This is a genomic window from Rhizobacter sp. P2_H3, assembly GCF_056403355.1.
In genome coordinates, this window is the sequence record NZ_JBFUFQ010000006.1 from 51405 (window position 1) to 77790 (window position 26386).

19 protein-coding genes are annotated in these 26386 nt (G+C 65.5%); 10 read left to right on the plus strand and 9 right to left on the minus strand.

Features of this window, described 5'->3' with window-relative positions; all coding sequences use genetic code 11:
- Positions 1 to 27: 27 nt before the first annotated feature.
- From dnaA to gyrB, 3 genes are all read left to right on the plus strand, one after another.
- Positions 28 to 1482 (plus strand): chromosomal replication initiator protein DnaA, encoded by a 1455-nt coding sequence (gene dnaA / locus AC1D1T_RS02300; RefSeq protein WP_477827634.1) that lies wholly within the window; start codon positions 28 to 30, stop codon positions 1480 to 1482.
- 245 nt (positions 1483 to 1727) lie between these two features.
- Positions 1728 to 2849 carry a DNA polymerase III subunit beta gene (gene dnaN, locus AC1D1T_RS02305; RefSeq protein ID WP_047503784.1) on the plus strand — a complete coding sequence of 374 codons (1122 nt, stop codon included), beginning with the start codon at positions 1728 to 1730 and terminating at the stop codon, positions 2847 to 2849.
- Positions 2850 to 2903: 54 nt separating this feature from the next.
- On the plus strand, positions 2904 to 5420 hold the full coding sequence (gene gyrB, locus AC1D1T_RS02310) for a DNA topoisomerase (ATP-hydrolyzing) subunit B (protein ID WP_477991310.1): 2517 nt from the start codon (positions 2904 to 2906) through the stop codon (positions 5418 to 5420).
- A 171-nt stretch (positions 5421 to 5591) separates the two neighbouring features.
- On the opposite strand, the gene AC1D1T_RS02315 is transcribed toward gyrB, so the two are convergent.
- The 7 genes from AC1D1T_RS02315 to AC1D1T_RS02345 all read right to left on the minus strand — a co-directional run bounded on the left by AC1D1T_RS02315 (position 5592) and on the right by AC1D1T_RS02345 (position 16826).
- The gene (locus AC1D1T_RS02315; RefSeq protein WP_477991312.1) at positions 5592 to 6932 is read right to left on the minus strand and encodes a hypothetical protein; all 1341 of its coding nucleotides are present in this window, start codon (positions 6930 to 6932) and stop codon (positions 5592 to 5594) included.
- A 282-nt stretch (positions 6933 to 7214) separates the two neighbouring features.
- Positions 7215 to 7940, minus strand: a complete 726-nt coding sequence (locus AC1D1T_RS02320; protein ID WP_477824915.1) for a M48 family metallopeptidase — start codon at positions 7938 to 7940, stop codon at positions 7215 to 7217.
- On the minus strand, positions 7930 to 11190 hold the full coding sequence (locus AC1D1T_RS02325) for a type I restriction endonuclease subunit R (protein WP_477991314.1): 3261 nt from the start codon (positions 11188 to 11190) through the stop codon (positions 7930 to 7932). The genes AC1D1T_RS02320 and AC1D1T_RS02325 overlap by 11 nt, the downstream gene beginning before the upstream one ends.
- Entirely contained in the window at positions 11187 to 12284 is a 1098-nt protein-coding gene (gene darG, locus AC1D1T_RS02330) for a type II toxin-antitoxin system antitoxin DNA ADP-ribosyl glycohydrolase DarG (protein ID WP_477991316.1), read from the minus strand. The genes AC1D1T_RS02325 and darG overlap by 4 nt, the downstream gene beginning before the upstream one ends.
- Positions 12284 to 12937: a type II toxin-antitoxin system toxin DNA ADP-ribosyl transferase DarT gene (gene darT, locus AC1D1T_RS02335; protein ID WP_477824912.1), complete on the minus strand. Its 654-nt coding sequence runs from the start codon at positions 12935 to 12937 to the stop codon at positions 12284 to 12286. Before darT ends, darG begins: the two co-directional genes overlap by 1 nt.
- 12 nt (positions 12938 to 12949) lie before the next feature.
- A complete protein-coding gene (locus AC1D1T_RS02340; RefSeq protein WP_477824911.1) occupies positions 12950 to 14233 on the minus strand; it encodes a restriction endonuclease subunit S in 1284 nt (427 codons plus the stop codon).
- Entirely contained in the window at positions 14226 to 16826 is a 2601-nt protein-coding gene (locus tag AC1D1T_RS02345; RefSeq protein WP_477991318.1) for a type I restriction-modification system subunit M, read from the minus strand. Before AC1D1T_RS02345 ends, AC1D1T_RS02340 begins: the two co-directional genes overlap by 8 nt.
- Before the next feature lie 77 nt (positions 16827 to 16903).
- On the opposite strand from AC1D1T_RS02345, the gene AC1D1T_RS02350 reads away from it, so the two are divergent.
- The 7 genes from AC1D1T_RS02350 to AC1D1T_RS02380 all read left to right on the plus strand — a co-directional run bounded on the left by AC1D1T_RS02350 (position 16904) and on the right by AC1D1T_RS02380 (position 25187).
- Positions 16904 to 17866, plus strand: coding sequence for a DUF5655 domain-containing protein (locus tag AC1D1T_RS02350; RefSeq protein ID WP_477824909.1), 963 nt, complete (start codon positions 16904 to 16906; stop codon positions 17864 to 17866).
- Between the two features lie 117 nt (positions 17867 to 17983).
- Positions 17984 to 18658: a DUF3348 domain-containing protein gene (locus tag AC1D1T_RS02355; protein ID WP_477991320.1), complete on the plus strand. Its 675-nt coding sequence runs from the start codon at positions 17984 to 17986 to the stop codon at positions 18656 to 18658.
- Positions 18655 to 20484 (plus strand): coiled-coil domain-containing protein, encoded by a 1830-nt coding sequence (locus tag AC1D1T_RS02360; protein ID WP_477824907.1) that lies wholly within the window; start codon positions 18655 to 18657, stop codon positions 20482 to 20484. The genes AC1D1T_RS02355 and AC1D1T_RS02360 overlap by 4 nt, the downstream gene beginning before the upstream one ends.
- Positions 20481 to 21131 (plus strand): OmpA family protein, encoded by a 651-nt coding sequence (locus tag AC1D1T_RS02365; protein ID WP_477824919.1) that lies wholly within the window; start codon positions 20481 to 20483, stop codon positions 21129 to 21131. The genes AC1D1T_RS02360 and AC1D1T_RS02365 overlap by 4 nt, the downstream gene beginning before the upstream one ends.
- On the plus strand, positions 21124 to 21669 hold the full coding sequence (locus AC1D1T_RS02370) for a DUF2894 domain-containing protein (RefSeq protein WP_477824906.1): 546 nt from the start codon (positions 21124 to 21126) through the stop codon (positions 21667 to 21669). The genes AC1D1T_RS02365 and AC1D1T_RS02370 overlap by 8 nt, the downstream gene beginning before the upstream one ends.
- A gap of 142 nt (positions 21670 to 21811) precedes the next feature.
- Entirely contained in the window at positions 21812 to 23980 is a 2169-nt protein-coding gene (locus tag AC1D1T_RS02375; RefSeq protein ID WP_477824905.1) for a hybrid sensor histidine kinase/response regulator, read from the plus strand.
- A gap of 250 nt (positions 23981 to 24230) precedes the next feature.
- Positions 24231 to 25187: a LysR family transcriptional regulator gene (locus AC1D1T_RS02380; protein WP_477824904.1), complete on the plus strand. Its 957-nt coding sequence runs from the start codon at positions 24231 to 24233 to the stop codon at positions 25185 to 25187.
- Between the two features lie 6 nt (positions 25188 to 25193).
- Here AC1D1T_RS02380 and AC1D1T_RS02385 read toward each other — a convergent pair whose 3' ends face one another.
- Positions 25194 to 25754: a carboxymuconolactone decarboxylase family protein gene (locus tag AC1D1T_RS02385; RefSeq protein WP_477824903.1), complete on the minus strand. Its 561-nt coding sequence runs from the start codon at positions 25752 to 25754 to the stop codon at positions 25194 to 25196.
- An 11-nt stretch (positions 25755 to 25765) separates the two neighbouring features.
- The coding region (locus AC1D1T_RS02390) for a YbfB/YjiJ family MFS transporter (protein WP_477991322.1) at positions 25766 to 26386 on the minus strand (621 nt) is incomplete at its 5' end.

The following is a 26386-nucleotide window of genomic DNA, read 5'->3' on the forward strand; positions in this document are numbered from 1 at the left end:
CCGCTCCGAGAAGAACTTTTCCACAACATGAGCGCTGATCTCTGGCAGCGCGGCTGCGAGCGTTTGGCAGCCGAACTGCCCGAACAACAATTCAACACCTGGATCCGCCCGCTGCCTGCTGCCGACGTCACTGACCAAGGCATCTCCGGCGCGGTGGCATCACTGCGTGTGCCCAACCGGTTCAAGCTCGACTGGATCCGCAACCAGTACGCCGGCCGGATCGAGGCCGTGCTGAGCGAGCTGGCCGGCAAGCCGGTGCGGCTCGACCTGATGCTCGCGCCGCGCGACAACCCGGTGCCGGTCAGCGGATTCCGCAGCGATGGCCCGGTGCCGATCGCCCGCGCGCTCGGGCCGGCACGGTCGAGCGGCATCGGCCATGGCGGCGGCGCCGAGGTCGCGACGGTGGGTGCGCCCACCGTCGCCGTACCGCGCAGCCCCTCCGCCGCCAATGCGGCCTTGCCGCGCCACCGCCTGAACCCCGCGCTGACCTTCGGCTCGCTGGTCGCCGGCCGCGCGAACCAGATGGCCCGCACCGCGGCGCTGCACGTGGCCGGCGCGCCCGGGCAGATGTACAACCCGCTCTTCATCTACGGCGGCGTCGGCCTCGGCAAGACCCACCTGGTGCATGCCGTCGGCAATGCGCTGCTGGCCGACCGCGCCGACGCCCGCGTGCTCTACCTGCACGCCGAGCAGTTCATCACCGACGTCGTCAAGAACTACCAGCGCAAGACCTTCGACGAGCTGAAGGCCAAGTACCACTCGCTCGACCTGCTGCTGATCGACGACGTGCAGTTCTTCGCCGGCAAGGAGCGCACGCAGGAGGAGTTCTTCAACGCCTTCGAGGCGCTGCTGGCCAAGCGCGCCCACATCATCATGACGAGCGACACCTACCCGAAGGGGCTGGTGGACATCGACGAGCGACTCACCTCGCGCTTCGACGCCGGACTCACGGTGGCGATCGAGCCGCCAGAGCTGGAGATGCGCGTGGCCATCCTGATGCGCAAGTCCGATGCCGAGGGCACCGCGATGCCGGAGGACGTGGCCTTCTTCGTCGCGAAGAACGTGCGCGCCAACGTGCGCGAGCTCGAAGGCGCGCTGCGCAAGATCCTTGCGTACTCAAGGTTCTCGCACAAGGACATCAACATCCAGCTCGCCCGCGAGGCGCTGAAGGACCTGCTGTCGATCCAGAACCGCCAGGTCGGCGTCGAGAACATCCAGAAGACCGTCGCCGACTTCTACAAGATCAAGGTCGCCGACATGTACAGCAAGAAGCGGCCGGCCAGCATCGCCCGGCCGCGCCAGATCGCGATGTACCTGGCCAAGGAAATGACGCAGAAGAGCCTGCCGGAGATCGGTGAGCTGTTCGGCGGGCGTGACCACACGACGGTGCTGCACGCGGTGCGCAAGATCGCCGGCGAGCGCCAGAAGAACACCGAACTGAACCAGCAGCTGCACGTGCTGGAACAGACATTGAAGGGCTGAACGTTTCGACTGACACCAACGCGTGGGGATGTCAAAGCACAAGCCTGGGGACAACTCTCGAACAACACCGGAGATGTCCACAGGCCAGGCGGGTTCCAGGAAGTTGTTGTGCGCGAGTCCCGAAGTTCAGGGGCCTCTGCACACAGGGTTTCGAGGTCTGTAAGCGGTTGATGGAAAAGGGGAAAATGGCGTTCTCCACAAGGAACGCGTTTCCTCTACTAAGACGACTAAATTAAGAGGTTGACATGATTGTCTTGAAGGCAGCGCAAGAAAAAGTGTTGGGAGCCCTGCAGGCCGTGTCCGGCATCGTCGAACGTCGGCATACCTTGCCGATCCTGGCCAACGTGCTGATTCGCAAAACCGGCAGCCAGGTCGAGCTGACCAGCAGCGACCTGGAGATCCAGGTGCGTACCACCGCCGAATTCGACGGCGACGCGAGCAACTTCGCGACCACCGTCGGTGCGCGCAAGCTGATCGACATCCTGCGTTCGCTGCCGGCCGACCAGATCGTCACGCTGAGCACCGCGCAGAACAAGCTGACGCTGCAAGGCGGCAAGAGCCGCTTCACGCTGCAGACGCTGCCGGCCGACGATTTCCCGCTGGTGCAGGAAGCGGCCGACTTCGGCCCGGTGTTCAGCGTGCCGCAGAAGACGCTGAAGATGCTGATCAACCAGGTGCACTTCGCGATGGCGGTGCACGACATCCGCTACTACCTGAACGGCATCCTGTTCGTCGCCGAGGGCAAGAGCCTGACGCTGGTCGCGACCGACGGCCACCGCCTGGCGCTCGCGCAGGCCAACCTCGACGTCGAGATCCCGAAGCAGGAGGTGATCCTGCCGCGCAAGACCGTGCTCGAGCTGCAGCGGCTGCTGAAGGACGAGAAGGACGACAAGGAGAACAGCCCGATCGAGATGCGCTTTGCCGGCAACCAGGCGAAGTTCAGCTTCAGCGGCATGGAGTTCGTCACCAAGCTGGTCGAGGGCAAGTTCCCCGACTACAACCGCGTGATCCCGAAGAACCACAAGAACCACGTGACGCTCGGGCGTGCGCCGCTGCTGGCCAGCCTGCAGCGTGCCGCCATCCTGACCAGCGAGAAGTTCAAGGGCGTGCGCGTCAACATCGAGCCGGGCGTGCTGCGCATCGCGTCGAGCAACGCCGAGCAGGAAGAGGCCAAGGAAGAACTCGAGGTCGACTACGACGGCGACGCGATCGAGATCGGCTTCAACGTCACCTACCTGATGGACGCGCTGGCCAACATGAGCGTCGAGATGGTCAAGCTGGAGCTGCAGGACACCAACTCCAGCGCCTTGTTCACCGTGCCCGAGCAGGCGGGCTTCAAGTACGTGGTGATGCCGATGCGGATCTGACGATCCGCGTGCCGCCCGCCCGTACCCTGTGCATTCCATGAGTTCAACACCGCGATGACCGATTCCCTGAACACTCCCGACGACGGTGCCGCCAAGAAGGCGGCTGCAGATGCAGTGTCGAGCGCCTACGGCGAAGGCAGCATCCAGATCCTGGAAGGCCTGGAGGCCGTGCGCAAGCGCCCGGGCATGTACATCGGCGACACCTCCGACGGCACCGGGCTGCACCACCTGGTGTTCGAGGTGGTCGACAACTCGATCGACGAAGCGCTGGCCGGCTACTGCGACGACATCGTCGTGACGATCCACAGCGACAACGCGATCAGCGTCACCGACAACGGCCGGGGCATCCCGACCGGGGTCAAGATGGACGACAAGCACGAGCCCAAGCGCAGTGCGGCCGAGATCGCGCTGACCGAGCTGCACGCCGGCGGCAAGTTCAACCAGAACAGCTACAAGGTGTCGGGCGGCCTGCACGGGGTGGGTGTCTCGTGCGTGAACGCGCTGTCGAAGTGGCTGCGCCTGACGGTGCGGCGCGACGGCAAGACGCATTTCATCGAGTTCCGCAAGGGCGTGCCGCAGGACCGCGTGCTGGAGATGCGCGACGGCTTCGAGGTGAGCCCGATGAAGATCACCGGCGAGACCGAGAAGCGCGGCACCGAGGTGCACTTCCTGCCGGACGACGAGATCTTCAACAACATCGACTTCCACTACGACATCCTCAGCAAGCGGCTGCGCGAGCTGAGCTTCCTGAACAACGGCGTCAAGATCCGGCTGGTCGACGAGCGCAACAACAAGGAAGACAACTTCGCCTTCATCGGCGGCGTGAAGGGCTTCGTCGACTTCATCAACACCGGCAAGAAGGTGCTGCACCCGAACATCTTCCACGCCACCGGCGACAAGCTGTCGGACCAGAACACCAACATCACCGCCGAGGTGGCGATGCAGTGGAACGACGGCTACAGCGAGAACGTCCTCTGCTTCACCAACAACATTCCGCAGCGTGATGGCGGCACCCACCTGACGGGCCTGCGTGCCGGGATGACGCGGGTCATCAACAAGTACATCGAGGACAACGAGCTGGCGAAGAAGGCCAAGGTCGAGATCACCGGTGACGACATGCGCGAAGGCCTGTGCTGCGTGCTGAGCGTGAAGGTGCCGGAGCCGAAGTTCAGCAGCCAGACCAAGGACAAGCTGGTGTCCAGCGAAGTGCGCGGCCCGGTGGAAGACGTGGTCAGCAAGGCGCTGACCGACTACCTGCTGGAGAACCCGGTCGACGCGAAGATCATCTGCGGCAAGATCGTCGAGGCGGCGCGGGCGCGCGAGGCGGCCCGCAAGGCGCGCGAGATGACGCGCCGCAAGGGCGTGCTCGACGGCATGGGCCTGCCGGGCAAGCTGGCCGACTGCCAGGAGAAGGATCCGGCGCTCTGCGAGATCTACATCGTGGAGGGCGACTCCGCAGGGGGCTCGGCCAAGCAGGGCCGCGACCGCAAGTTCCAGGCGATCCTGCCGCTGCGCGGCAAGATCCTGAACGTCGAGCGGGCGCGCTTCGAGCGGCTGCTGACGAGCAATGAAATCCTGACGCTGATCACCGCGCTGGGCACGAGCATCGGCAAGGACGAGTTCAACCCGGACAAGCTGCGCTACCACCGCATCATCATCATGACCGACGCGGACGTGGACGGCGCGCACATCCGCACGCTGCTGCTGACCTTCTTCTACCGGCAGATGCCGGAGATCGTCGAGCGCGGCCACATCTACATCGCGCAGCCGCCGCTCTACAAGGTGAAGCTCGGCAAGGAAGAGCAGTACCTGAAGGACGGGCACGAGCTGGACGCCTACCTGCTGAAGGTGGCGCTGAAGGATGCGAAGCTCGAGACGGGTGTCGGCGGCACGGTGCTGCTGGGCGAGACGCTCGAGACGCTGGCACGGCAGTACGTGATGGCCAACAACGTGGTGGAGCGGCTGTCGAACTGGATGGACATCGAGGCGCTGCGCGCGATGGCCAACGGCCTGGCGCTCGACCTGGACACGTTGGAGGCGGCTGAGGTGTCGGCGGCGGCGCTGAAGGGCGCGCTGCACGATGCCGAGGTGACGGCCGAGTTCGATGCCCGCACCGACAAGCACATCCTGCGCATCAGCCGCATGCACCACGGCAACCGCAAGAGCAGCGTGATCAGCGCCGACTTCGTGCACGGCGCCGACTACGAGGCCTTGTCGACGGCGGKCCAGACCTTCAAGGGGCTGGTGAGCAGCGAGGCGGTGGTCAAGCGCGGTGAGGGCGAGAAGCAGAAGGACGCCAAGGTCAGCGACTTCCGCCAGGCGATGGCCTGGCTGATCCAGCAGGCCGAATCGGCGGTGGGCCGCCAGCGCTACAAGGGGCTGGGCGAGATGAACCCGGCGCAGCTGTGGGAGACCACGATGGACCCGACCGTGCGGCGCCTGCTGAAGGTGCAGATCGACGACGCGATCGAGGCGGATCGGGTGTTCACGATGCTGATGGGCGACGAGGTGGAGCCGCGGCGGGATTTCATCGAGGCGAATGCGTTGAGGGCTTCGAATATCGATGTGTAGGCTTTTTGCGCGCACCGCAGTGACGAAATAAATGCGACTCACGCTATGATTTTCGGCAGGGCGACTTGGCTATTACAGCCGGCGTCGCTCAGTCGAGATTCACCAGAGCGCGGCCTCTTGAGCTAGCGACTAATTGATTTCGTCAGTTCCTGACTTCTCTCCGAGCTACGCCTAAAACGGTTTTAAATTCGACTTAATGTCGACCGTATTCATTTTGCTTAAGGTGGTGATTGGCAAGTCAAGAAAAAGAGTTAGCTCTTTGCGAATGAGTTCCTGCAACATTCTTTGCGCGGCTTGGACTATTTTCAAGTCATGTGGAGGTAGCCGATGCCTTCTCGCGTGAACGAGGTCACCTCTCTTTGCAAATATGGTTCGGAACTGATCTCGTAGCTCCCTCCTGTTATGGATACTGGTCCCCATCAAATAAGCGAACCGCTCTGAGAGGCGCGCTGTAATTCCGGATTCATACGCTACCGGATTCTCATCTCCAAGGATAGCTTCGATGCCAATGCAGCTTTGCAGCAACGACGTTGTTTGATTGGTCGCAAGAAGCGAATCGAGGAGCCATTCAATTCCGGCGGCGATACGGCGCGCATAGGCATCTACAGGAAGAATTGACAGGAATCGAGAAACCGGCCGGAGCTCACGCTCGAAGCCATTACATTGGAATCGTTCCGTATTCTCTTCATATGAGTTGCTGAAAGTCAGGCCACAAAGAAAATTCTCGAAATCCCGCGGAATTTCCACCGTCTGCTTTTCCTCGCTGTTGATTGCATGAATTGCAGCATGCACGATGGTTCTCGGACCAGGATCGTTGTGTTTGTAGCGGAAAATATTACGACGGTCTAAGAGGCCAATCTCCAGCCCATAAAGTAGAAATATTTTTACTGTTGCCAGTGTACGCGACAGAAAAGCAGGCTCTTGCTCAGAAGTAAAGCTCGGCAATGCACCAGATTCCGAGATGCGTAGGTAGACGGAGTCTTGCTTCAGAAGACAAGAATTGATTGGCCGAAGCGCCTCGAACGCTTCATCCATCGATTCCACATCTTTCAATAGATGGTCAACATCGGCAACGAGACTTGGTCGCACTAATCTTTCTACATACTGAAGAGGTGCGCGCGTATTAATCAAAGAAATTTGGTCAGACAGGACAAGAACTTCCGCACCGAGCTGTCGAGGATCTAATCCCGGGAGTTCGACATACACAAGGTAGTCCTTTGGATACGATTCAAACTCCGCTTCGAGGCGTCTTTCAAGTTCGGCGCGTATGAGAGCGGGCATTGCTAGGGTTTGATCACATGCCTTATGGAATAAATCTCCCTGTATTTCAGAAACTACATCTTTTACGTCGTCGATCGACCACATGTCACTCCACGGCTGGGATTGGAGTAGCACGTCGCAGAATTGAGCGGTCGCACTGTCGGGTATTTCAATATGGGAAGGTGACGTGATTTTCCACCTGTGCAGATAGCTTCTGAGTGCCTTTCGCTGTTGAGTCGTCAGTGCGGTCATGCAAACCCCCCGGCAATTTCCGTGAATTCAGGCATCCCGCATTCTTAAGCGATATGAACCCAAGTCGATGGGCTAGCGTGGATTGATTGAAGGCGTCCGCTATCACGCTGATGACCTGCTGCGACAATCATGCGATTCAAGACGGTTCGCCAACTCGCCTGGGATTATCTTTGCGTGTTGACTGCGGTGCCTCGTAGCGACCCCAGAGAGTTGGTGGGGAGGGGTTTCAGCTTGCAATCAAGCCAAGCGCAGCAGCTCCCTCGGTCGGCACCGTTGAGAATCTCACAGACTCATCCCCGCTCCCCGCTGCCGCAGCCATTCCTTCCGCTCCCGGTAGTCCGGTATCACCTTGTCCACCTCGTTCCAGAAGAGTTCGGTGTGATCGCGATGGTGCATGTGGCATAGCTCGTGGACGACGATGTAGTCCGCGATCTTGGGCGGTGCCATCAGGCACTTCCAATGGAAGTGCAGTGCGCCACGCGACAGGCTGCTGGCCCAGCGGTAGCCCAGCTCCTTCACCTGTAGTGGGCCGGGCTGCACACCTACGCGCGGCGCGAAGTGCTTGATGCGCTGGGCCAGGCGCGCAGTGCCTCTGGCGACGTAAAAGTCGCGGAACGCGTCCTGCGCTGCCGTCTTGCCGCCCTGCTCCACGACAGTGCGCAGCAGGCAGAAGCGACCGTCCTTCAGCTGCAGAGGCTCGTCCTGTTCCGTCACCAGCAGCAAGCGGTAGGCGCTTCCCAGGTAGAGGAAACTCTCACCGTTCACCCACTCGCGTACGACGCGCGTGGCGTTCAGGTCGCGCCATTCCGCCAAGTTCCGGTAGATCCAATGCCGACGGCTCAGCACGGTTTCGTCCACTTGCTCGGGCGTCATGCGCGCAGGCGGGCGCACGGTGACGCAGCCGTCGCGCTCGATCACGATGTCAGTGGTTTGCCGTGCCGTACCGGGTATCAGCCGGTATTCGATGTCTTTCACCTTGCGCACGATGGTCGGGGCCTCAGCCTGCATCGCTCGTAGCCTTCAATAGGTGGTCGTGGCGGTTCTTCGCCAGCTTCATCACTTCAACAGCCACGCGCTCACGCTGTACCAGCATGGAGTCCAAGCCGGCGCGCGCGATGGCGGCCTTGATCTCGCCGCGCAGGCGCTTCTGTTTGTCCGCGCTCTGCCAGAAGTCGATGCTGCCGATGGTGTCCTGCAGCAGTTCCACCAACGTGACCATCAATGCCTTGAAGGTTGGCAGGTCCGTCGATGGCATGCCGGTACTGCCATAGGCCACGTCGGCCAAGTGTTCGTAGAAGGTGCTTGCCTCGGTACCAAGTCCGTCCATGCCTTGCTTGCGGCCGGCCATTGCTTCGGTGCGCAGTTCCTCCAGCTTCTCCACCAGAAGGTCCCACGCGTCATGGTGGCGTTCAATCAGCGCATCCACCTTGTCGGACAGCTTCTTGTAGAACGCCGGGTCTTCGTCGTGGTGCACGGTGCAGTGCTTGCGGATGGCATGTTCCATCTCACTGGCCTTGGCCTCGTCGTTGCCGTCGGCGTGCTGCTGCAGCCGCTGCAGGAAGTCCTCGGCCAACAATTCCACCGGTGGCACCTTGGGATTGATGCCGAGGCTGACCAGGTGCTCGTTGATCAGCGCCTTCACCTTCTCGCCTGCATCGCCCAATTGCAGGCTCTCATCCTTGTAGCGCTCCTTGGCCACTTGCAGGATGTAGCCAAAGCGCTTGGCCGGCACCCGAAAGCCTTGCGCCGAAGCATGCGGCAGGATGATGTCCAGGCTCAACAGGAACTTCTTCAGATACACCTCGAAGTCGGCCCGGTAGCGCTCGTCGGCAAGGGCCTTCACCGCTGCGTGCACCACGGCAGCATCCTGTCGAAGGTCGCCAAACTTGCCGGTGACGAAGGCCTCGATGCCGGTCACGCTGCGGGCAGTGAAGTGCTGCAGCAGTCGGTGGTAGCGCTCCTCCAGCACCGGCAGTTCGGTGGTGATGCTCTTCAGCCCGTCGTGCAATTCCTGAAGCTCTTCGCTGGCGGTGTACAGACTCAACGCCTCGGTCAGGTGGTTGGCCAGGCCGATGTAGTCCACGATGTAGCCGCGCTGCTTGCCACGCTTCACTCGGTTGGTGCGGGCGATGGCTTGCAGCAGCGTGTGCTCGCGCAGCCGCTTGTCGATGTACATCACCTGCTCGATCGGCGCGTCAAAGCCGGTCAGCAGCATGTCGCAGACGATCAGGAATGCGATGCCCGTATTCGACTTGTCCGGGTCGTCGAGGTCAAAAGCCTTGCAGAAGTTCTCCACCGCGTTCAGCCTTGCGGACTGCTTGCGGGCGTGCGTGATGTATGCCGCCTCGTTGGTGCCATCAGACGACACCACCACTGCCGTCTTCAGGAATGCAAGTCGGCGGAGCAATTCGCCGTCCGGCCGGGTCTTGGCCCGTTCGGCCGCCAGTCTCTCGCCGATGGCTGAATCGATGCCCTCCTGGTACCGCACGCAGGCCAGCTTGGAGTGGCACACCACCTGTGCCTTGAAGCCGTTGGGAAGGATGTTGTCCACGTAGTGCCGCACGAGGTCGCGCGCAATGGCATTGATGCGCGCCTGGGCCTCCAGAATGTCGCCGGTTGCGCCGTACTTCTTGCGGATGGCCGCCAGCTCTTCCTCGCTGCGGTCGCGAAACAAGTCCTCGAACTTCTCGTCGAAGGCGTGCTTCTCGTTCAGTGCACTGTCGGCCGTGCGGCCTTCGTACAAGATCTGCAACGTGGCGCCGTCGTTCACCGCGTCCAACAGCTTGTAGGTGTCGATGTACTCGCCGAATCGCTTGTGCGTCTTGCGCTCACCGTGGCGATCGGTGATCAGCGGCGTGCCCGTGAAGGCCAGGCGCGTGGCGTTGGGAAAGGCTTCGAACAGGTTCTCGCCCAGGTCCGAGCCCTGGGTGCGATGGGCTTCGTCGATCAGCAGCACGATGCGCTCGCTGGTGTTCACCACGCCGAAGGTTTTGCCCGCCGGCATGGCTCGATAGGTGCCCAGCGCTTCGGCCACCGCGTTGCTGAGCACCTGTTCACGCTCCTGGAACTTGTGGACCATCACCATGTTGATGTCCGAGCTGTCTGTGGCCAGGTGCCGCCGCAGATCTTGCGTGCTGCCGATCACGTTGACTCGCCCGCCGATCAGCGTGGCAGTCTGGCCGAGTTGTTCCTCCAGATCCTGTCGGTCGTTGACGAGCACGATCTTGAAATCGCTCAGGTCGATGCTGGCGCGCAGCATGCGGGCCACGAACACCATGGTGAGCGACTTGCCCGACCCCTGTGTGTGCCATACGACGCCGCTGCGCTCGGTCGCCGAGTGCCCGGTGCGCAGTCGGCGCACGATCTTGCCCGCAGCGCGGAACTGCTGGTAGCGGCATACCACCTTCACCCTCGTGCCGGCGTCGGTGTCCATGAAGACGGTGCAGGTTCTCGCAATCTGCAGCAGGTTGGCCGGCACCAGCATGCCCGCCACCAGCTGTTGTTGCGGGTTCATGCCGGCCCGGGCACCATCGTCGGCGGGGTACAGCGTCTTCCAGGCGTAGAAGTGCTCCTCGCCGGAGCTGATGCTGCCGTAGTCCGCTTCCAGCCCGCTGGTGCGCACCAGCAGCAGGTTGCTGTGAAAGAGCCGGGGCTCGCCCTCTCTCAGGCCTGCAGCTTCCGTCTCGGCGCGGCGGCGCATATAGCGCTGCAACTGCACGAAGGCTTCCTGCATGGGGTTGGCGCAGGTGGCCGAACCTTTCTTGCACTCCACCACCACCAAGGGAATGCCGTTCACGAACAGCACGATGTCCGGCACGATGAACTCGCGCACGCAGCCTGGCGTGGCAATTCGGAACTGATTGATCGCGTGGAAGCGATTGCGCTCAGGGTGCTGGAAGTCGATGAGCTTCACCACCGGGTCCACCTCGTCGGTGGCTTCGTTCACGTCGACCTGCGCCTTCAGCAGCAGATCGTGCACGGCCTGGTTGGCCTCCAGCAGCGTGCGTTGGGGCTGACGGAAGAGCTGCGACTCCAGGTCGTCGAGCTGGCGCTCGGTGAGCCAGGGCGCGCCGTCGGGCAAGGTGTTGAGGGCGCGCACGGCGTCGCGGAACACGCCGGGCAGCCACCAAGGCCGGAAGCTCGGGCGCTGGCTGGGCGCTGCGTCCTGCGGCAGCTGCGGGCCCTGATCGATGACGGTCCAGCCCTGCGCAGCCAGCTGCGCCAGGAAGGGCTGCTCGACCTCGGTGTACTCGCTCATCCGGCAACGGTCCGCGGCAGGCCCTGGTGGTTCTGCGCATGGCGCAGGAGCCTGTCCAGCGCGATGCGGACGGCACGTTCATCGAACAGCCGAACTTTGCGTTCGGCACCACCCTCATGGGGCCAGTGCGCCAAACCGTCGCGCACTGCCCCAACCGTAGGCTCCACGTCGCCGCGCGCCAACAGCCAGTCGACCGTGGCCAGCAGCTCCATGCCATAGGGCGATTCGAAACCGTCGATCAGTGCCGACGTCTCTTCCAGCGCGCGCAAGTAGGGCTGAGCCTCGCTGCGCAGGTAAGCCTGAACCAGCGGCGCACGCTGTTCGTTGAACCACACGACATCGAACGGCCTGGCATCGCCCATGCGTTTCTCGCTACCCAGGTAGCTGCCGTCCAGCTTGTCCAGAAGCTTGGTCAAACCATGCGCGTAGGGGCCGAACTTGTTCGCCTCGAATCGCAGCTTCAATGGGTTGTTGCCGGACRCATCTCTGTCCAGTGCGCGGTCGAGGAACCAAGCCAGCTTCTGCACTTCAAGCAGGCTGCACTCGAAACCCATCACCCAGTAGCGGCGCACCAGCTCGGCAATCAACGCTCGCGCGGCGGTCAACTCCTCCACGCCGTGACGCTTGGCGACGTTCTGGTACGTGCGTGTCGGCTCGAAGACGGTGATCTCGACGTCCAGGTCGTTCAGGGCTTGCTCGATCTGATCCCGCACCAGGAGCCAATCCAGGTCGCCATGGCCGGCGCCCAGCGGCGGGATGGCGATGGAACTCACCTGGTTCTCCACCAGGAAGCGACGCAGGTCCTGGAGCCCTTCGACAATCCATTCCAGCCGCGAGTTGCCGCGCCAGTCCCGCTTGGTCGGGAAGTTGACGATCCATCGCGGCCCGTCGAGTTCGCGCGGTTCGGTCACGAACATCTGCCCGGTGTGCACATCGCCGGCCTTGCAGGCTTGTGCGTACAGCCGGAAGTTTTCCGCGAACCGTTCCTTGAACATCAAGGCGATGCCCTTGCCCATGATGCCCACGGTGTTGACCGTGTTCACGAGGGCCTGGGCCTTGGATTCCAGCAGATTGCCTTGGGTGTAGTGGATCATCAGAGGTACCAGCTGGGCCGCGCTGCCACCTGCAGCTGCACCTGGGCCGTCGCCACGGCCTGTTCGACCTCGATTTTGACGCCCTCGTCGAAGCAGACAACCCCCGACAACCCCTGCAGCGGGCAATGCCGGTGGATCAGGGCCTCGGCTTGATAGCGGGCGAACTTGGCCGGATCCTCCGGATCCCGCTTGAAGTCGCGTGCTTGCAGGATGGGCCAGTCGATGCGGTCGAGTTGCGCAGGGTCACGGTAGTAGTTCACCAGCGGGTTGTTGGCATGGCTGTCGGTGAACAGCACCGTCAGGCCCGACTCCACCAGTCGACGCAGGCTGGCCACCAATATTAGGATGTCGGGCTTGGCATGCCGGGGCACGCCGTTCCAGCCCGTGTTGATGTTGTGCATCATCACCGAGAAGGGGGTGAAGTAGAAGGGCACGTAGTCGTTCAAGACGCCGCCCGGCTCGACAGCCACCGGCCAGTGGGCACGCTTGCCGATCAACTCCTGATTGCCGATGCTCACCCACTGATCCGAGCGCGTGGCGCTGTTGCCACAATGCAGGCCGTGCTGCAGCACCCAGGGCAGGTTCGCGCGATGGATGATGCGGAAGACCAGTGCACGCTCGGGGTTCAGCAGCTTGGCGTAGTCGTCGGCCATCGGCGATGACTTTCAGCTGGTCTGGACAGGCACTTTGCCGGTCAGCAGATCTTGCATCAGGCCTTGTTTCATTTGGCGAAGTTTGTCGAGCACATTGTTGTCGGCGCGAAGTCGTGCCGTTGCAGCCAGCAGTGCCGACGCAATGCGCCGTTGCTCTTCGAGGGTTGGCGGCAGATACATCCAAAGCGTACGAATGTCTCCCACTCGAACATGACCCACTGTTGAGCCGCCTGAAATCAGATCAAGCCTGTTTTGGATCGCGTTGGACTGAAGAGCGAACAAAAGGAAGCCACCGTCGATTTTCCGAGAGTCGGGCCTGTACAGCATCATTCGCTGACCCAGACAAGCAGTGGGATGCCGGTCGGGAATCATGCAAACCTCTCCGACGGGCGCCTCTCGGGTGATCACGATGTCCCCGGCCGTCGGTTTGCCTCTGGCAGTCCAGAGTTCGTATGACTTGGCATCGGTGAATACGAGGGCGTCGTCGACGAACTCACCGTCGCGAACGTTTGGAGTCCGGATTACCGGGTAACCACTTGGCGTCTCTGGTGGGGTGCGGTTCTTGCAATCAATGACGCGCTCGCAAACCGCTTCACAGGTGGTGACTTGCCATTCCTTCGGAACTGGTCCGAGCTTCGACTCGACGTAAAGCTCAGGGGCTTCGTCCTTTGAGGGCCGCAGTTCCCCGCTTGGAAGCAAACCGCGCTCGAACAAGTCGCGCATCAGCCCGGCCTTGATCTGTTGGTGCTTATCGATCAGCGCTTCGGTGGCTTCGATGGCGTTGTCGAGGCTGGTGAGAATGGCGGCGATGCGTTGCTGCTCGACCAACGGTGCCAGCCATATCGGCGTCTCGGCAATCGTTCGAGTCGAGAGTCCGTAGCGCGTAGAGCCGGTTGCTCGCTGTGCGAAGTAGGCGGCAGTCTGCGGCAGCGACAGTTGCTTCGCCAAGTAGACGGGGACAACCGAGAGCTCTTTGGGACGCAGCTGAGCCAAGTGATAGGCACACACCAGATTCTCGACCTCATCCGTCGCGACCGCGGGTATCCCGATATCGTCGGGCGTCTCCGAATCCTTGGTGATCATCACGTCGCCACGGCGCACGCCGAAGCGTTCGATTTCGGCGGGGGTCGCCGTCGCCTCCATGAACGGGAGCTCCGCACGGATGTAGTCGTTGCTGTACACGTCCATGTAGTTGCAAAGCTTGACTGGTGTCTCGCCTGCCACAGCCTTCTTATCGACATTGCTCACCCGGATGTCAGCGACCTCGCGAAGCCGAACGGTTCTCCAGTTAGGCATATCCCAGCCCCGACAGAAAGTGTGTGAACTCCGTCGTCGCACTGGCGCGCGCCTGCTCAAGGTGTGCCGCCGTCACGGCGTACTTGTCCCACAGGTTCTCTATCGCCGCCGCGCCAGCCCGCCGATCTGCGCGCAGATACTGCCCGTAGGTTTCCATTAGCACAAGCTGCAAACGCTGCAGGATCACCTGCTGCGCCTCGCCATCGCCGATGCGCTGCCGTGCTTGCGCCACCAGCTCATCGCGGTTCTTCTCGGTGCTCTTGATGCGCGCCTTCAGCCCCTTGGCTTCTTCCTCCAGCCCCTTGTGCCGTGCCAGCAGCGCATCCAGCCGGTCGGCCTCGGCCAGGTGGGCCTTCCAGTCTCCGAAACTCGCGTCCTTCTTCGCCAGCTTGGCCTGTCCCTTGGCTTCCTTGAGTTGGGCCTTCATGTCCTTCACCTGATCGGGCGGCAGCGCGCCGGTGCCATCGGCGTCCTCGAAGTCCTCCTCACCCGCCGCGGCGAACAGTGCCTGAAGCTCGGCCAGGCGGGCGTGGTGTTGCTCCAGCTCGGCCAGCACCTGCGGGAACTGGCTTTGCAGGATGTCCTGGTCGGGGATCAGTTCAGCGCCCCAGCCGCTGGCGGCGATGGACTTGAAGTCCGCCGAGAGCTGCTTGTAGAAGTTGGCGAAGGCGCCGCGCACCTGGTAGCGCGTCAGCAGGTGCTGGCCACCGAACATGCGCTCGATGCTGTCCAGCAGCGTCGCACGCACGGCGTACACGTTGCGGGGCGCGCCCTGCTGGTTGGCGGGGTCCGGCGCCAGCGCGTCGATCACCGGCAGGTGCTGCTGCCACCAAGCTTGAAGCTGGGCCATGAATTCTGCGTGCCGCTGTTGTACGCCGGGGTGCTGCGCCACGTGCGGGGCGATGGCGCGCTTGTCGGCCAGCGCGTGGCCGAAGTCCGCATAGCGAGCGGCATCCGCACCGATTCGCGGCACGAAGCAGCTTTCACGCAGCCCGGGGTAGTTGTTCCAGAAGTGCGCCAGCGTCTCGATCTCCACCACCGGCACACCGCCCTGCAGGTGCGCGCGCACGTCGTGCGGCTCGGGCGGTGGTGCGTTGTCCACGTAGCGGCGGATGTTGCAGTTGTAGTCCTCGGCCGCGATCTCCGAGTAGGGTACGCGGCGGGCATAGGCCGACACGTCCTCCCCGGCGCGGTAGACGTGCACGATCTTGTCGATGTCCTCCGGCCGCAGGTGGTTCTGGGCCTTGCCTTCGCGGTATTCGCGGTCGGCATTGATGAACAGGGCATGCTCGCGCGTTGAGCTGCCAGCCTTGCTCAGCACAAGAATGCAGGCGGGAATCCCGGTGCCGTAGAACAGATTGGCGGGCAGGCCGATCACGGCTTCCAGCACGCGGCGCTCGATGAACTGGCGGCGTACCTCGCGCTCCTCGCCGCCGCGGAACAGCACGCCGTGCGGCATCACGGTGGCCAGCTTGCCGTCGGCCTTCAGCACGGCCAGCATGTGCTGCACGAACATCAGGTCGGCCTTCTTGCCCTTCTCGGGCAACCACACCGGGAAGCGACCGGGGAACTTGATGTCTTTCTTGATGTAGTTCTGGCTGAAGGGCGGATTCGCCAGCACGCGGTCGAAGCGCTTCAGTTGGCCGTCTTCGTCCTGGTGCTGCGGTTCGCGCAGCGTGTCCTGCTGGCGGATGTCGGCATCCGGGATGCCGTGCAGCAGCATGTTCATCTTGCAAATCGACCAAGTGGTTCCCATCTTTTCTTGCCCGAACAGCGACGCATTGGTCGCGTTGCGGCCGTGCTCGCGCAGGTAGTCGCGGACCTGGATCAGCATACCGCCGGAGCCGCAGGTGGGGTCGTAGATGCGCATGTTCTCCTGCGGATCGCACACCTCCACGCACACGCGCACCACCTCGGCGGGGGTGTAAAACTCGCCCGCTTTCTTGCCGGCTTGGTCGGCGAAGTCCTTCAGCAGGTACTCGTAGGCAGCGCCCAGCAGGTCGGGGAACTCGAAGTCCTCGTCTTTCAGCGGGATCTTGTCGAAGTTCTGGATGAAGTTGACCAGTGTGTCGTCGTCCAGTGTGGTGGAGCCGATCTTCTTGTTGAAGTTGATCGTGCCCTTGAGCACGTCCTGCAACGCGTCGGTGTTGGCGTCTTCCAGTGCCTCCAGCGCCTTGTTGAGCATGGAGCCGACGTTCTCCTTGATGTGCTTCAGTGCAGGGTGGCGCGCGCCGGTCTCTGGATCGGTCCAGGGCGTGTTCCAGCGGGCGCGCGGGGGCACGTAAAAATACTGGCCGGCGTATTGGTCGGGGTCTTCGAGGTTCGCTTCGACGGCGGCAGGCGAGAGGCCGTCGCGCTTGCCCTCGGCTTGGATCTGGGCCTGGCGCTGTTCGAACAGGTCGCTGGCGCGCTTCAGGAACAGCATGCCGAAGACATACTCCTTGTACTCGCTGGCGTCCATGTTGCCGCGCAGGTCGTCGCAAGCGGTGAGCAGCAACTGCTCCAGGCGGGTCAGGGTGAGGCGTTGATGCGGCATGGGCGTGAGGAAGTCTGTGCAATGACCTTTTGGGCGTCGATTGTCGCAGCGGCTCATCGGTCGCATACCGAACGTTGCCGAGAGGGAGAATGCACGTCGAATCCTAGAGCGCGATCCCCATCGCCCACTGCTTCATGAGCGACATCAAACTCTTCCGCATTCAATCCGGCCAAGCCACCGAGCTGCAAGGCGATGCCTCGGACCTGGAGAAACCGCTGCAGAGCCTGATCGAGGCCAACCTTGATGTGCTGCTCGGCATCCGCTTCCTCGCAACGGAGTACTCGACCGGCAAGACCCACGGAGGTCGCATCGACACGCTGGGGCTGGACGAGAACAACTGCCCGGTGATCCTCGAATACAAGCGTTCGGTGGGCGAGAACGTCATCAACCAGGGCTTGTTCTATCTCGACTGGCTGATGGACCACCAGGCCGAGTTCAAGCTGCGGGTGATGGAGAAATTCGACAAGGCTGCGGCCGATGCCATCGACTGGAGCGCCCCGCGCCTGGTGTGCATCGCCGCCGACTTCACGAAGTACGACGGCCATGCGGTGCAGCAGATCAATCGCAACATCGAGCTGATCCGCTATCGCCGATTTGGTGACGAGCTCCTGCTCTTCGAGCTGGCCAATGCATCGTCGGCCGCGACATCGAAGGCGGCGGCCGCCAGAGCCGTCAAGCTTGCGAAGGATCCGAAGGAGCCAGGGACGGAGAGGCCAGTCGGTCCCGACAAGCCCTATGCGGAGGTCGTGCAGTTGCTGCCTCAACCACTGACGGACTTGCTGGCCTCGCTGGAGGACTACACCTTGTCGCTGGGCGACGATGTCCAGCGCAAGGAGCTGCGGCTGTACGTGGCATTCAAGCGGCTGAAGAATTTTGCGACGCTGGTTCCGCAGCGGGCACGCCTGCTGCTGTACCTGCACCTGGACCCGGCGAAAGTGATCCAGGCACTGCCCACGGCCAAGGACTTTTCGCAGAAGGGTCACTGGGGAACAGGTGACGTCGAAATCTCTCTGGCCACGCTTGCCGATCTGGAGGCCGCCAAGCCGTTCATCGCTGAAGCCTACGAAGGGCGTTCCCATGCCAAGCCCGCTTCGTGAAAGCTGAGAGGCGAAGCGTCGATGGCGTGCTGAACTGACGCTTCTGCGCCCCTGGTGTCAACCCCCCAGACCCGGCCTCCGCCACCCCGTAAAATCCGACGTTTTTCCGTTCGCACCTTGACTGGCAGTTTGGCGCTCCCTCCGCGCCGCACCCCTCTTTCCGGCTCCGGCCTGATCCGCCTGCTGGCGACGCTGAGCGACACCCACGTCCCGGCCCCGAAGGACAGCTTCTCCGACGGGCTGTGCCGGTGGTTCGACTGGACCGACGCGATCTCGTTGTCGTCGGCGCTCGATGGCCCGCAGGACGTACCCGCCGAGGCGCCTTCCCAGCGCACGGCCGCGACCGCGGCCGACCGCGAATGCCGCCGCGTGCGCGACACCCTGACCAAGCTCGCCGTGCCGGACCCGACCACCGACGATTTCCCGCCGCACCGCCAGCGCTACCTCGGCTGGCAGCAGGCGATGGACACCCAGATCACCCCGCTGCGCCGCAAGCTGCGCGCCTCGCTGTCGGCGGCCTCGCCCGCACTCGCGCGGCTGGCCGCCGTCGACGCGGTGATGGAGAAGGTCATCGGTGCCCGCGAACGCACGCTGCTGTCGACGGTACCGGCCTGGCTCGAACAGCACTTCGAGCGCGTGCGCAGCGCGGCCCCTGAAGACCAGCCCGACCGCTGGCGCACCCCCTTCTGCCAGGACATGCGCGAGGTGCTCCTCGCCGAACTGGACCTCCGAATGCAACCGGTCGAAGGGCTGCTCGACGCCCTTCGCGGGTCACCCCCTGACCAACCATGACCAGATTCCTCCCTCACGCCGTGTTCGCCACCGGCCTGGCCGCCCTCGGCTGGGTCGGCGCGGGCTACCTCGGCTCCCACCCGCTGGCACTCGCCATCACCGCGCTCATCGCGGCGTTCTACCTGATGGGCGCGCTCGAACTGCACCGCTTCCGGCAGGCCACCGCCGCGCTGGCCCGGGCCGTTGCCGGCCTCGCCGATCCGCTGCCCGCGCTGCGCCCCTGGCTCGACAGCGTGCCCGCGTCGCTGCAGAACGCCGTGCGCCGCCGCATCGAAGGCGAGTCCACCGGCTTCCCCGGCCCGGCCCTCGCGCCCTACCTCGCCGGCCTGCTGGTCCTGCTGGGCATGCTCGGCACCTTCGTCGGCATGGTGTTCACGCTGCGCGGCACCGGCATGGCGCTCGACACCTCGACCGACCTGCAAGCCGTCCGCGCCTCGCTGGTGGCGCCGGTGCAAGGCCTCGGCCTCGCGTTCGGCACCTCGATCGCCGGTGTCGCCACCTCGGCCGCACTCGGCCTGCTGTCGGCGCTGGCGCGGCGCGAGCGCGTGCAGGCACTGCAGGCGCTCGACGCGAAGATCGCCACCACGCTGCGCCCCTTCTCGGTGGTGCACCAGCGCGAAGAATCGCTGAAGCTGATGCAGCGCCAGGTCGAGCAGATGCCCGCGCTGGTCGACGGCCTGCACGCCGTGATGCAGGCGATGGAGCGGCAGGCCGAGGCGACGAACGCCCGCCTGCTGGCCAGCCAGGAGCGCTTCCACGGCACGGCCGAGGCAGCCTTCATGGCGCTCGCCTCGTCGGTCGATCGCACGCTGAAGGAGAGCCTCGCCGAGAGCGCCCGCCTGGCCGGCGCAACGATCGGCCCGGCCGTCGAGGCCACGATGGCCGGTGTCGCGCGCGAGACCGCCTCGCTGCACGCGACGCTCGGCAAGTCCTGGCAATCGTCGCTCGATGGCTTTGCGCAGGCCTTCGAGCAGCGTTCGACGGCGCTGCTGGGAACGGTGGCGCAGTCGCATGCCGACCTGCAGTCGGCGTCTGCATTGCAAGAGCAGGAACGCCTGGCCGCGATGGCGGACAGCCTTGAATCGATGGCCGCTTCGCTGCGGCACGAATGGCAGCAGGCGGGCTCGCAAAGCCTCGCGCAGCAGCAGCAGGTCTGCGAGACGATGGAGCGCACCGCCCGCGACATCACGGCCCAGGCCGCATCGCAATCGAAGGCGACTACCGCCGAGATCGCGCGCCTGCTGCAGGCCGCGTCCGAAGCCCCGCGTGCCGCGGCCGAGGTGATCGTCGAGCTGCGTCAGAAACTCTCCGACAGCATGGCGCGCGACAACACGCTGCTCGACGAGCGCGCCCGGATCCTCGGCACGCTCGGTGCCCTGCTCGACACCGTGCAGCAGGCCGCCACCGAGCAACGCGGCGCGATCGATGCGCTGGTCGGTTCGTCGGCGGCGCTGCTCGAGCGCGTCGGCACCCGCTTCGGCGAACAGGTGGATGCACAGACCGACAGGCTCGCCGCGGTGGCCGCGCAGGTCACCGGCAGCGCGGTCGAGGTCGCGAGCCTCGGCGATGCGTTCGGCGTGGCGGTCGAGCTGTTCGGCCAGTCGAATGACAAGCTGGTGAACCAGCTGCAGCGCATCGACAGCGCGCTCGGCAAGTCGCTGGCGCGCAGCGATGAGCAGCTCGCCTACTACGTGGCCCAGGCGCGCGAGGTCATCGACCTGAGCCTGCTGTCGCAGAAGCAGATCATCGAGGACCTGCAGCGGCTCTCCGGCAAGGCGGCGCTTGCGTCGACTCCAGCGGCCCCAGCGACGGCGGCGGTGCGCTGATGGACGAGATCGACGCGGGCCTGGAATCGACGACGCCGGTGTGGGCCGTCTTCGGCGACCTGATGGCCGGCCTGCTGGGCGCCTTCGTGCTGATCCTGCTGTGCGCGATCGGCGCGCAGCTGGAGCTGGCGAGCCGGCTCGAGAACGAGGTGAAGCAGCACCAGCTCGAAGAGCAGCGGCGCCAGGCGCTGGAGCGCGCGCTGGCCGCACCGCTCGCCGCGGGCCGCGTGACGCTGGACCACGGCCGCATCGGCATCAGCGGCAGCGTGCTGTTCGCCTTCAATTCGGCCGACCTGCAGCCCGAAGGCCGGCAACTGCTGACGAGCCTGGCCGCGCCGCTCGCCGCCTACCTGCGCTCGCGCGACGAGGTGCTGATGATCAGCGGCTTCACCGACGACCGCCAGGTGCGCGGCGGCAACCGGCAGTTCGCCGACAACTGGGAGCTGTCGGCCCAGCGCGCGCTGACGGTGACGCGCACGCTGATCGAGGAGGGCGTGCCGTCGGCATCGGTCTTCGCGGCGGCCTTCGGCGCGGAGCAGCCGGTGGCGTCGAACGCCGATGCCGACGGCCGCTCGCGCAACCGGCGCGTCGAGATGGCACCCACGCCCCGACCCTCGCGTGCCGCATCGGCACCGTCGCATGGTTGAAGCAGCGATCCAGGCGCTGCGCGAGCGCGGAGCGCCGCACGTCGATCCGGTCCGCTTCCGCCTCATCGAGTCGCTGGCCCGCCGCGCGGCGAGCCACGAGGGCGCGGCCCGGCGCGTGCTCGACGACCGGCTCGCCGTGCTGCTCTCGGCATGCGGCCAGGCGCTGGACCGGGCGGGATCGCAGGGCGAGCGCCCTCCAACGCCCTCCGAAGCCGGCCCGGTGCCGCGCGGCCCGCTGGCCGATCTCGTGGCAGGTCTGGCACGGCAGGCGCCGATCCAGCCGACGGCGCAGGCCCCCGCTGCAGCCGTCGAACTGGACACCCTGCCATTCTTCCGGCGCACCTGGTCACGCCTGAGCGCCGAACAACGCCTGGCGCAGTCGCAGGCCGCCCTGCCGGACAACGCCGGCCCGCTGAACTCGCACCACCTCGTGCATCGCTCGCTGACGCTGATGCGCGACCTGTCGCCGGGCTACTTCGACCGATTCGTGGCCCATGTCGATGCCTTGCTGAGCCTGCAACAGGGCCACAAGGGGTGATCCGTGCCGGAAGGCGCATCCCCAAGCTTGTGGATGCCGGCGTGGGTGGAACTGCGGTTGTCGCTGGTTCTGCAGCAGGGCTATAACCTTCTCATCGCAACGAGCGCACGCCACCCCGCGTGCCGCGACGCAGGGAGCCGACGTGAGCGACGAGCCGACCGCACAGGACTGGCGCCAGCCGTTTCGGCGCCTGGCCGTCGGTGCCGCGCTGGCGCTGGTCGTGGTGGCGGGCTTCCTCGCGTTCTCGCTGTGGACCAGCCACCAGCGCTACCAGTCAGCGGCGGCCGACAACCTGCAGAACCTCACGCTGAACCTGGAGCGCTACCTCTTCACGCGCTTGCAGGCGGCCGACTTGGTGCTGCAGTCGGCGGCGCAGGAGTTCCGTCGCTTGAGCGGCCAGGGCCCGGTGCGCGCCGACCAGTTCACCGAGGTGCTGATCGGCTTGCAGCAGCGCCTGCCCGAGGCGCCGGCGTTGCGCGCGGCCGATGCGGACGGCCTCGTGAAGTTCGGTGCCGGCGCCGACGCGCAGCGGGCGCTCAGCGTCGCGCAGCGCCACTTCTTCAAACAGGCCGTCAATGTGCCGGGCCTGGTGCTCGGGCTGCCGCTCAAGTCGCGCATCACGTCGCGCTGGGTGCTGCCGATCGCACGCCAGCTGCGCGACAGCAGCGGCGCGCTGGCCGGCGTCGTGTACCTCAACATGGACCTCGACGAGCTGGGCGGCATCATGCGCTCGCTGCGGGTCGGCGAGCGCGGCGTGATCACCGTCTTCAACACCGACCGCGAGGTGCTGCTGCGCCTGCCGGAAATCCCGCTCGTGGCCGACGAGACGCCGGCGCGCCTGAGCTCGCCGGAGACGCAGCAGGCCGTGGCGAGCGCGCAGGCGGCGGGCGGCTTCGAGACCCGCAGCACGATCGACGGGCAGATGCGCACCGTGATGTACCGGCAGCTCGGGCGCTACCCGGCCTACGTGCTGATCGGGCTCGAGCAGGGCGAGCTGATGGCCCCATGGCGGCGCGAGCTGACCATCTCCGCGGCCTTCTGGCTGTGCTTGGTGGCCGGCATCGCCGTGCTGCTGGGCACGCAGTACCGGGCTGCGCGACACCGCGCGGCGGTGCTGTGCGAACTGGAGGCGGCGCGCGCGCGGGCCGAAGCGGCCAGCCGCTCCAAGTCGATGTTCCTCGCGAACATGAGCCACGAGATCCGCACGCCGCTCAACGGCGTGCTCGGCTTCGCGCAGATCGGGTACCGCGACCTCACGTCATCGCCCGAGGTGCGCAGCCGTTTCGGGCGCATCCTCGAATCCGGCAAGCTGCTGCAGGGCATCCTGAACGACGTGCTCGACATGTCGAAGATCGAGGCCGGCAAGCTGCTGCTCGACGAGTCGCTCACGCCGCTGCGGCCGATCGCGCAGCGCGCGGTCGACCTGGTGCGCCAGGCGGCCGCCGACAAGGGTGTCGGGCTGCACCTGCTGGTCGATGAGCGCGTGCCCGCGCAGATGCGGGTCGACGGCCTGCGGCTCGGGCAGGTGTTGCTGAACCTGCTGTCGAATGCGGTGAAGTTCACCGATGCGGGCGAGGTCTCGCTGAGCCTGCAGGTGGACCATGGCGAGCTGCTGGTCGAGGTCAGCGACAGCGGCGTCGGCATGTCGGCCGAGCAGGTGGGGCGGCTGTTCGTGTCGTTCGAGCAGGCGGATCCGTCGACGACGCGGCGCTACGGCGGCACCGGGCTGGGTCTCGCGATCAGCAAGCGGCTGGTCGAGCTGATGAAGGGATCGATCCGGGTGTCGAGCCGCGCCGGAGAGGGCTCGGTGTTCTGCGTGCGCCTGCCGCTGGCGGGTGCGATGCCGGCCGGCCCGGGGTCGGCCGGGCGCGAGGCGGTGGCCGAGCGGGGCGAGGTGGACGATCCAGTGCGCGAGCCGGTGCGCGAGCGGCTGGCCGGCCTGCAGGTGCTGGTGGCCGAGGACAACATCGTCAACCAGATCGTGATCCAGAGCCTGCTCGAGAGCGAAGGCGCGCAGGCCGACATCGTCGGCGACGGGCACCTGGCGGTGGCTCGCGTCTCGACGCCGGGGGTGCGCTACGACGTGGTGCTGCTCGACGTGATGATGCCCGGCATCGACGGCTACGAGACCGCGCGGCGCATCCATGCGCTGTACCCGCAGCTGCCGATCATCGGCCAGACGGCGCATGCGCTGCCCGAGGAGCACGCGCACTGCATCGCCTCCGGCATGGTCGACCGCGTGACCAAGCCGATCGATGCGGACGAGCTGGTGCGGGTGGTGCTGCGGCATTGCGGCAGCCGGGTGACCTGAGCGCCGCCGGCCCGCCGAGGTGGCTCAGGTAGACGCGGCCCTGGTTGGGCGCGAACAGCACGCGGTGCGCCTTCAGGAAGGCATCGGTCGAATCTTTCCGGTGCGGGTGTGGCCGGCATGCTCGCCATCTGTCGTGCTGCCGGGCCATCTGTTCGCGCGATGGTAGCGGTGGTTGCCGGTGTCGCAGCCTCTAGAGTCGCGCGATCGTGCGCACCATTTCTTCTTTCCCTTGATTGACCGTTTCCAAGGCATGGAAGTCTTCACCCGCGTGGTGGAGCTGGGCAGCTTCTCGCGTGCCGGCCTGGCGCTGCGGATGCCGAAGGCGCGCGTGAGCGTCGTGATCCAAGCGCTGGAGGCGCACCTCGGCGTGCGCCTGCTCCACCGCACGACGCGGCGCCTCAGCCTGACCGACGAAGGCGCGCTGTACCACCAGCGCGCGCTCGCGATGCTCGGGCAGATGCGCGAACTTGAGGACGCGCTGCACGATCCGGCAGGCGCGCCGTGCGGGCGGCTGCGTGTCGACGTGCCGGCGGCGTTCGGGCGCCAGGTCGTCGCGCCGGCGCTGCCGGATTTCTTCCGCCGCTATCCCGAGGTGGTCGTCGAGCTCGGCAGCTCCGATCGCCCGGTCGACCTGCTGGCCGAGGGCTACGACTTCGTGGTGCGCGGCGGCGAGGTGCACGACGAGCGGCTGGTGGTCTGCCCGCTCGGCCGCCTGCCGGTCGTCACCTGTGCCGCGCCCGCCTACCTCGATGCCCACGGCACGCCGCACGGGCTCGACGATCTCATGCAGCACCGCTTCGTCAACTTCTACTCGCCGCGCGACGGCCACCTGTTCCCGTTCGACTTCCACCGCGGCGGCGAGCACCAGCAGCTGCACGGCGCGCACCGCGTGGCCTGCAACGATGCCGATACCTACATTGCCGCCGGCGTCGCCGGGCTGGGCCTGGTGCAGCTCCCGTGCACCCGCGCCGTCATCGACCACCTCGCGCACGGCCGCCTGGTGCCGGTGCTGGCCGACTGGAGTGCCGGCGGCCTGCCGCTCACGCTGCTGCAGGCGCGCCGGCCGTACCCGATGGCCAAGCTGCGGGCCTTCAGCGACTGGCTGGTGGCGCTGTTCCAGCGCGAGTTCGACGGCTTGCCGAGCCACCTCGACAGCGGGCTGCCGTCGCCGTGGCTCGCGATCTTCGAGCGGCCGCCGTTGCGCTGAGCCGGTTCAGGGCGGCAGCACCGGCAGCGGCGCGATGTCGCCGCCCGGCTCGGCCGGGATGTGCGCCACGTTCAGCACCATCGAGACCATCGCGAAGTAGCCGACCAGGCCGGTCAGCTCGACGGCACCGGCCTCGCCGAAGCGTTCCACGCTGCGCGCCCAGGTCGCCTCGCTGACGCCGTGCTGCGCCAGCAGCTCGGTGCAGAAGTCGTGCACCAGCGTCTCGTCGGCATCCATCGTGTCGGGGCGGCGGCCGTCGCGCAGCGCGTCGATCGTGGCCTGCGCCGTGCCGGCCTGCAGCGCGAGCGCGACGTGCACCTTCCATTCGAACTGCTGCCGCCAATGGCGGGCCACCAGCAGCGTCGCGAACTCGCTGACGCGCACCGGCAGCGAGGTTCCGAAGCGCAGGAAGGCGCCCAGCTTCTGCACGTGGGCAAGCAGCTCGGGGCTGCGCAGCAGCGCGATGAAGGGCCCCTTCACGGCCTTGCGCGGCCCGGCGATCAGTTCATCGGCGGCGGCGCGCTGGGCCGGGGTCATGGCATGGTCGGGCAGGGGTGGAAGTCGCATGGGGGCTCGCTTCAGGGGTGGACGGGGAGGGGGCGCGCGCGCGGCCGCAGCAGCACGGCCGCGCTGGCCAGCAGCGCCGCGGCGGCCGCGAGGCTGGGCCCGATGATGACCGATGACAGCGGGCCGGCCGGCACCGTCAGCGGCCCGACCAGCTGGCCGAGCGCGAAGGCCGCAGTCATCGTCGCGACGAGCCGCGCGGAGCCGTCGCCGGCCACGCGGCGCGCTTCCTGGAACCCGGCCATCGTGACGACCATGAAGGTGCCGCCGACGCAGGCGGCGCACACCAGCAGCGCGCCCAGCCCGGGCGCCAGCGCCGGTGCTGCCACGCCCACCGCCATCAGCACCAGGCCCCAGCCGAACACGCGGCGCGGGGCGACCGGCGTGAACCAGCGCATCGCCACCAGCGTCGAGACGGCGCCTGCCAGCCCGAACAGCGGCCAGGCCCAGCCGAACACCTGCGGATCCGGGAACAGCTGCCGGCCGAGCGCCGGCAGGAAGGTCGCCGGGATGATGTAGCCGTAGCCGAACAGGCCGTAGCAGGCGATCAGGATCCAGGCGTCGCGCGTGAAGACACCGGCGGGCGCGGCGGCCCGCGGCGCGGCGGCGGGCAGGCCGGCCGCATCGCCCAACGG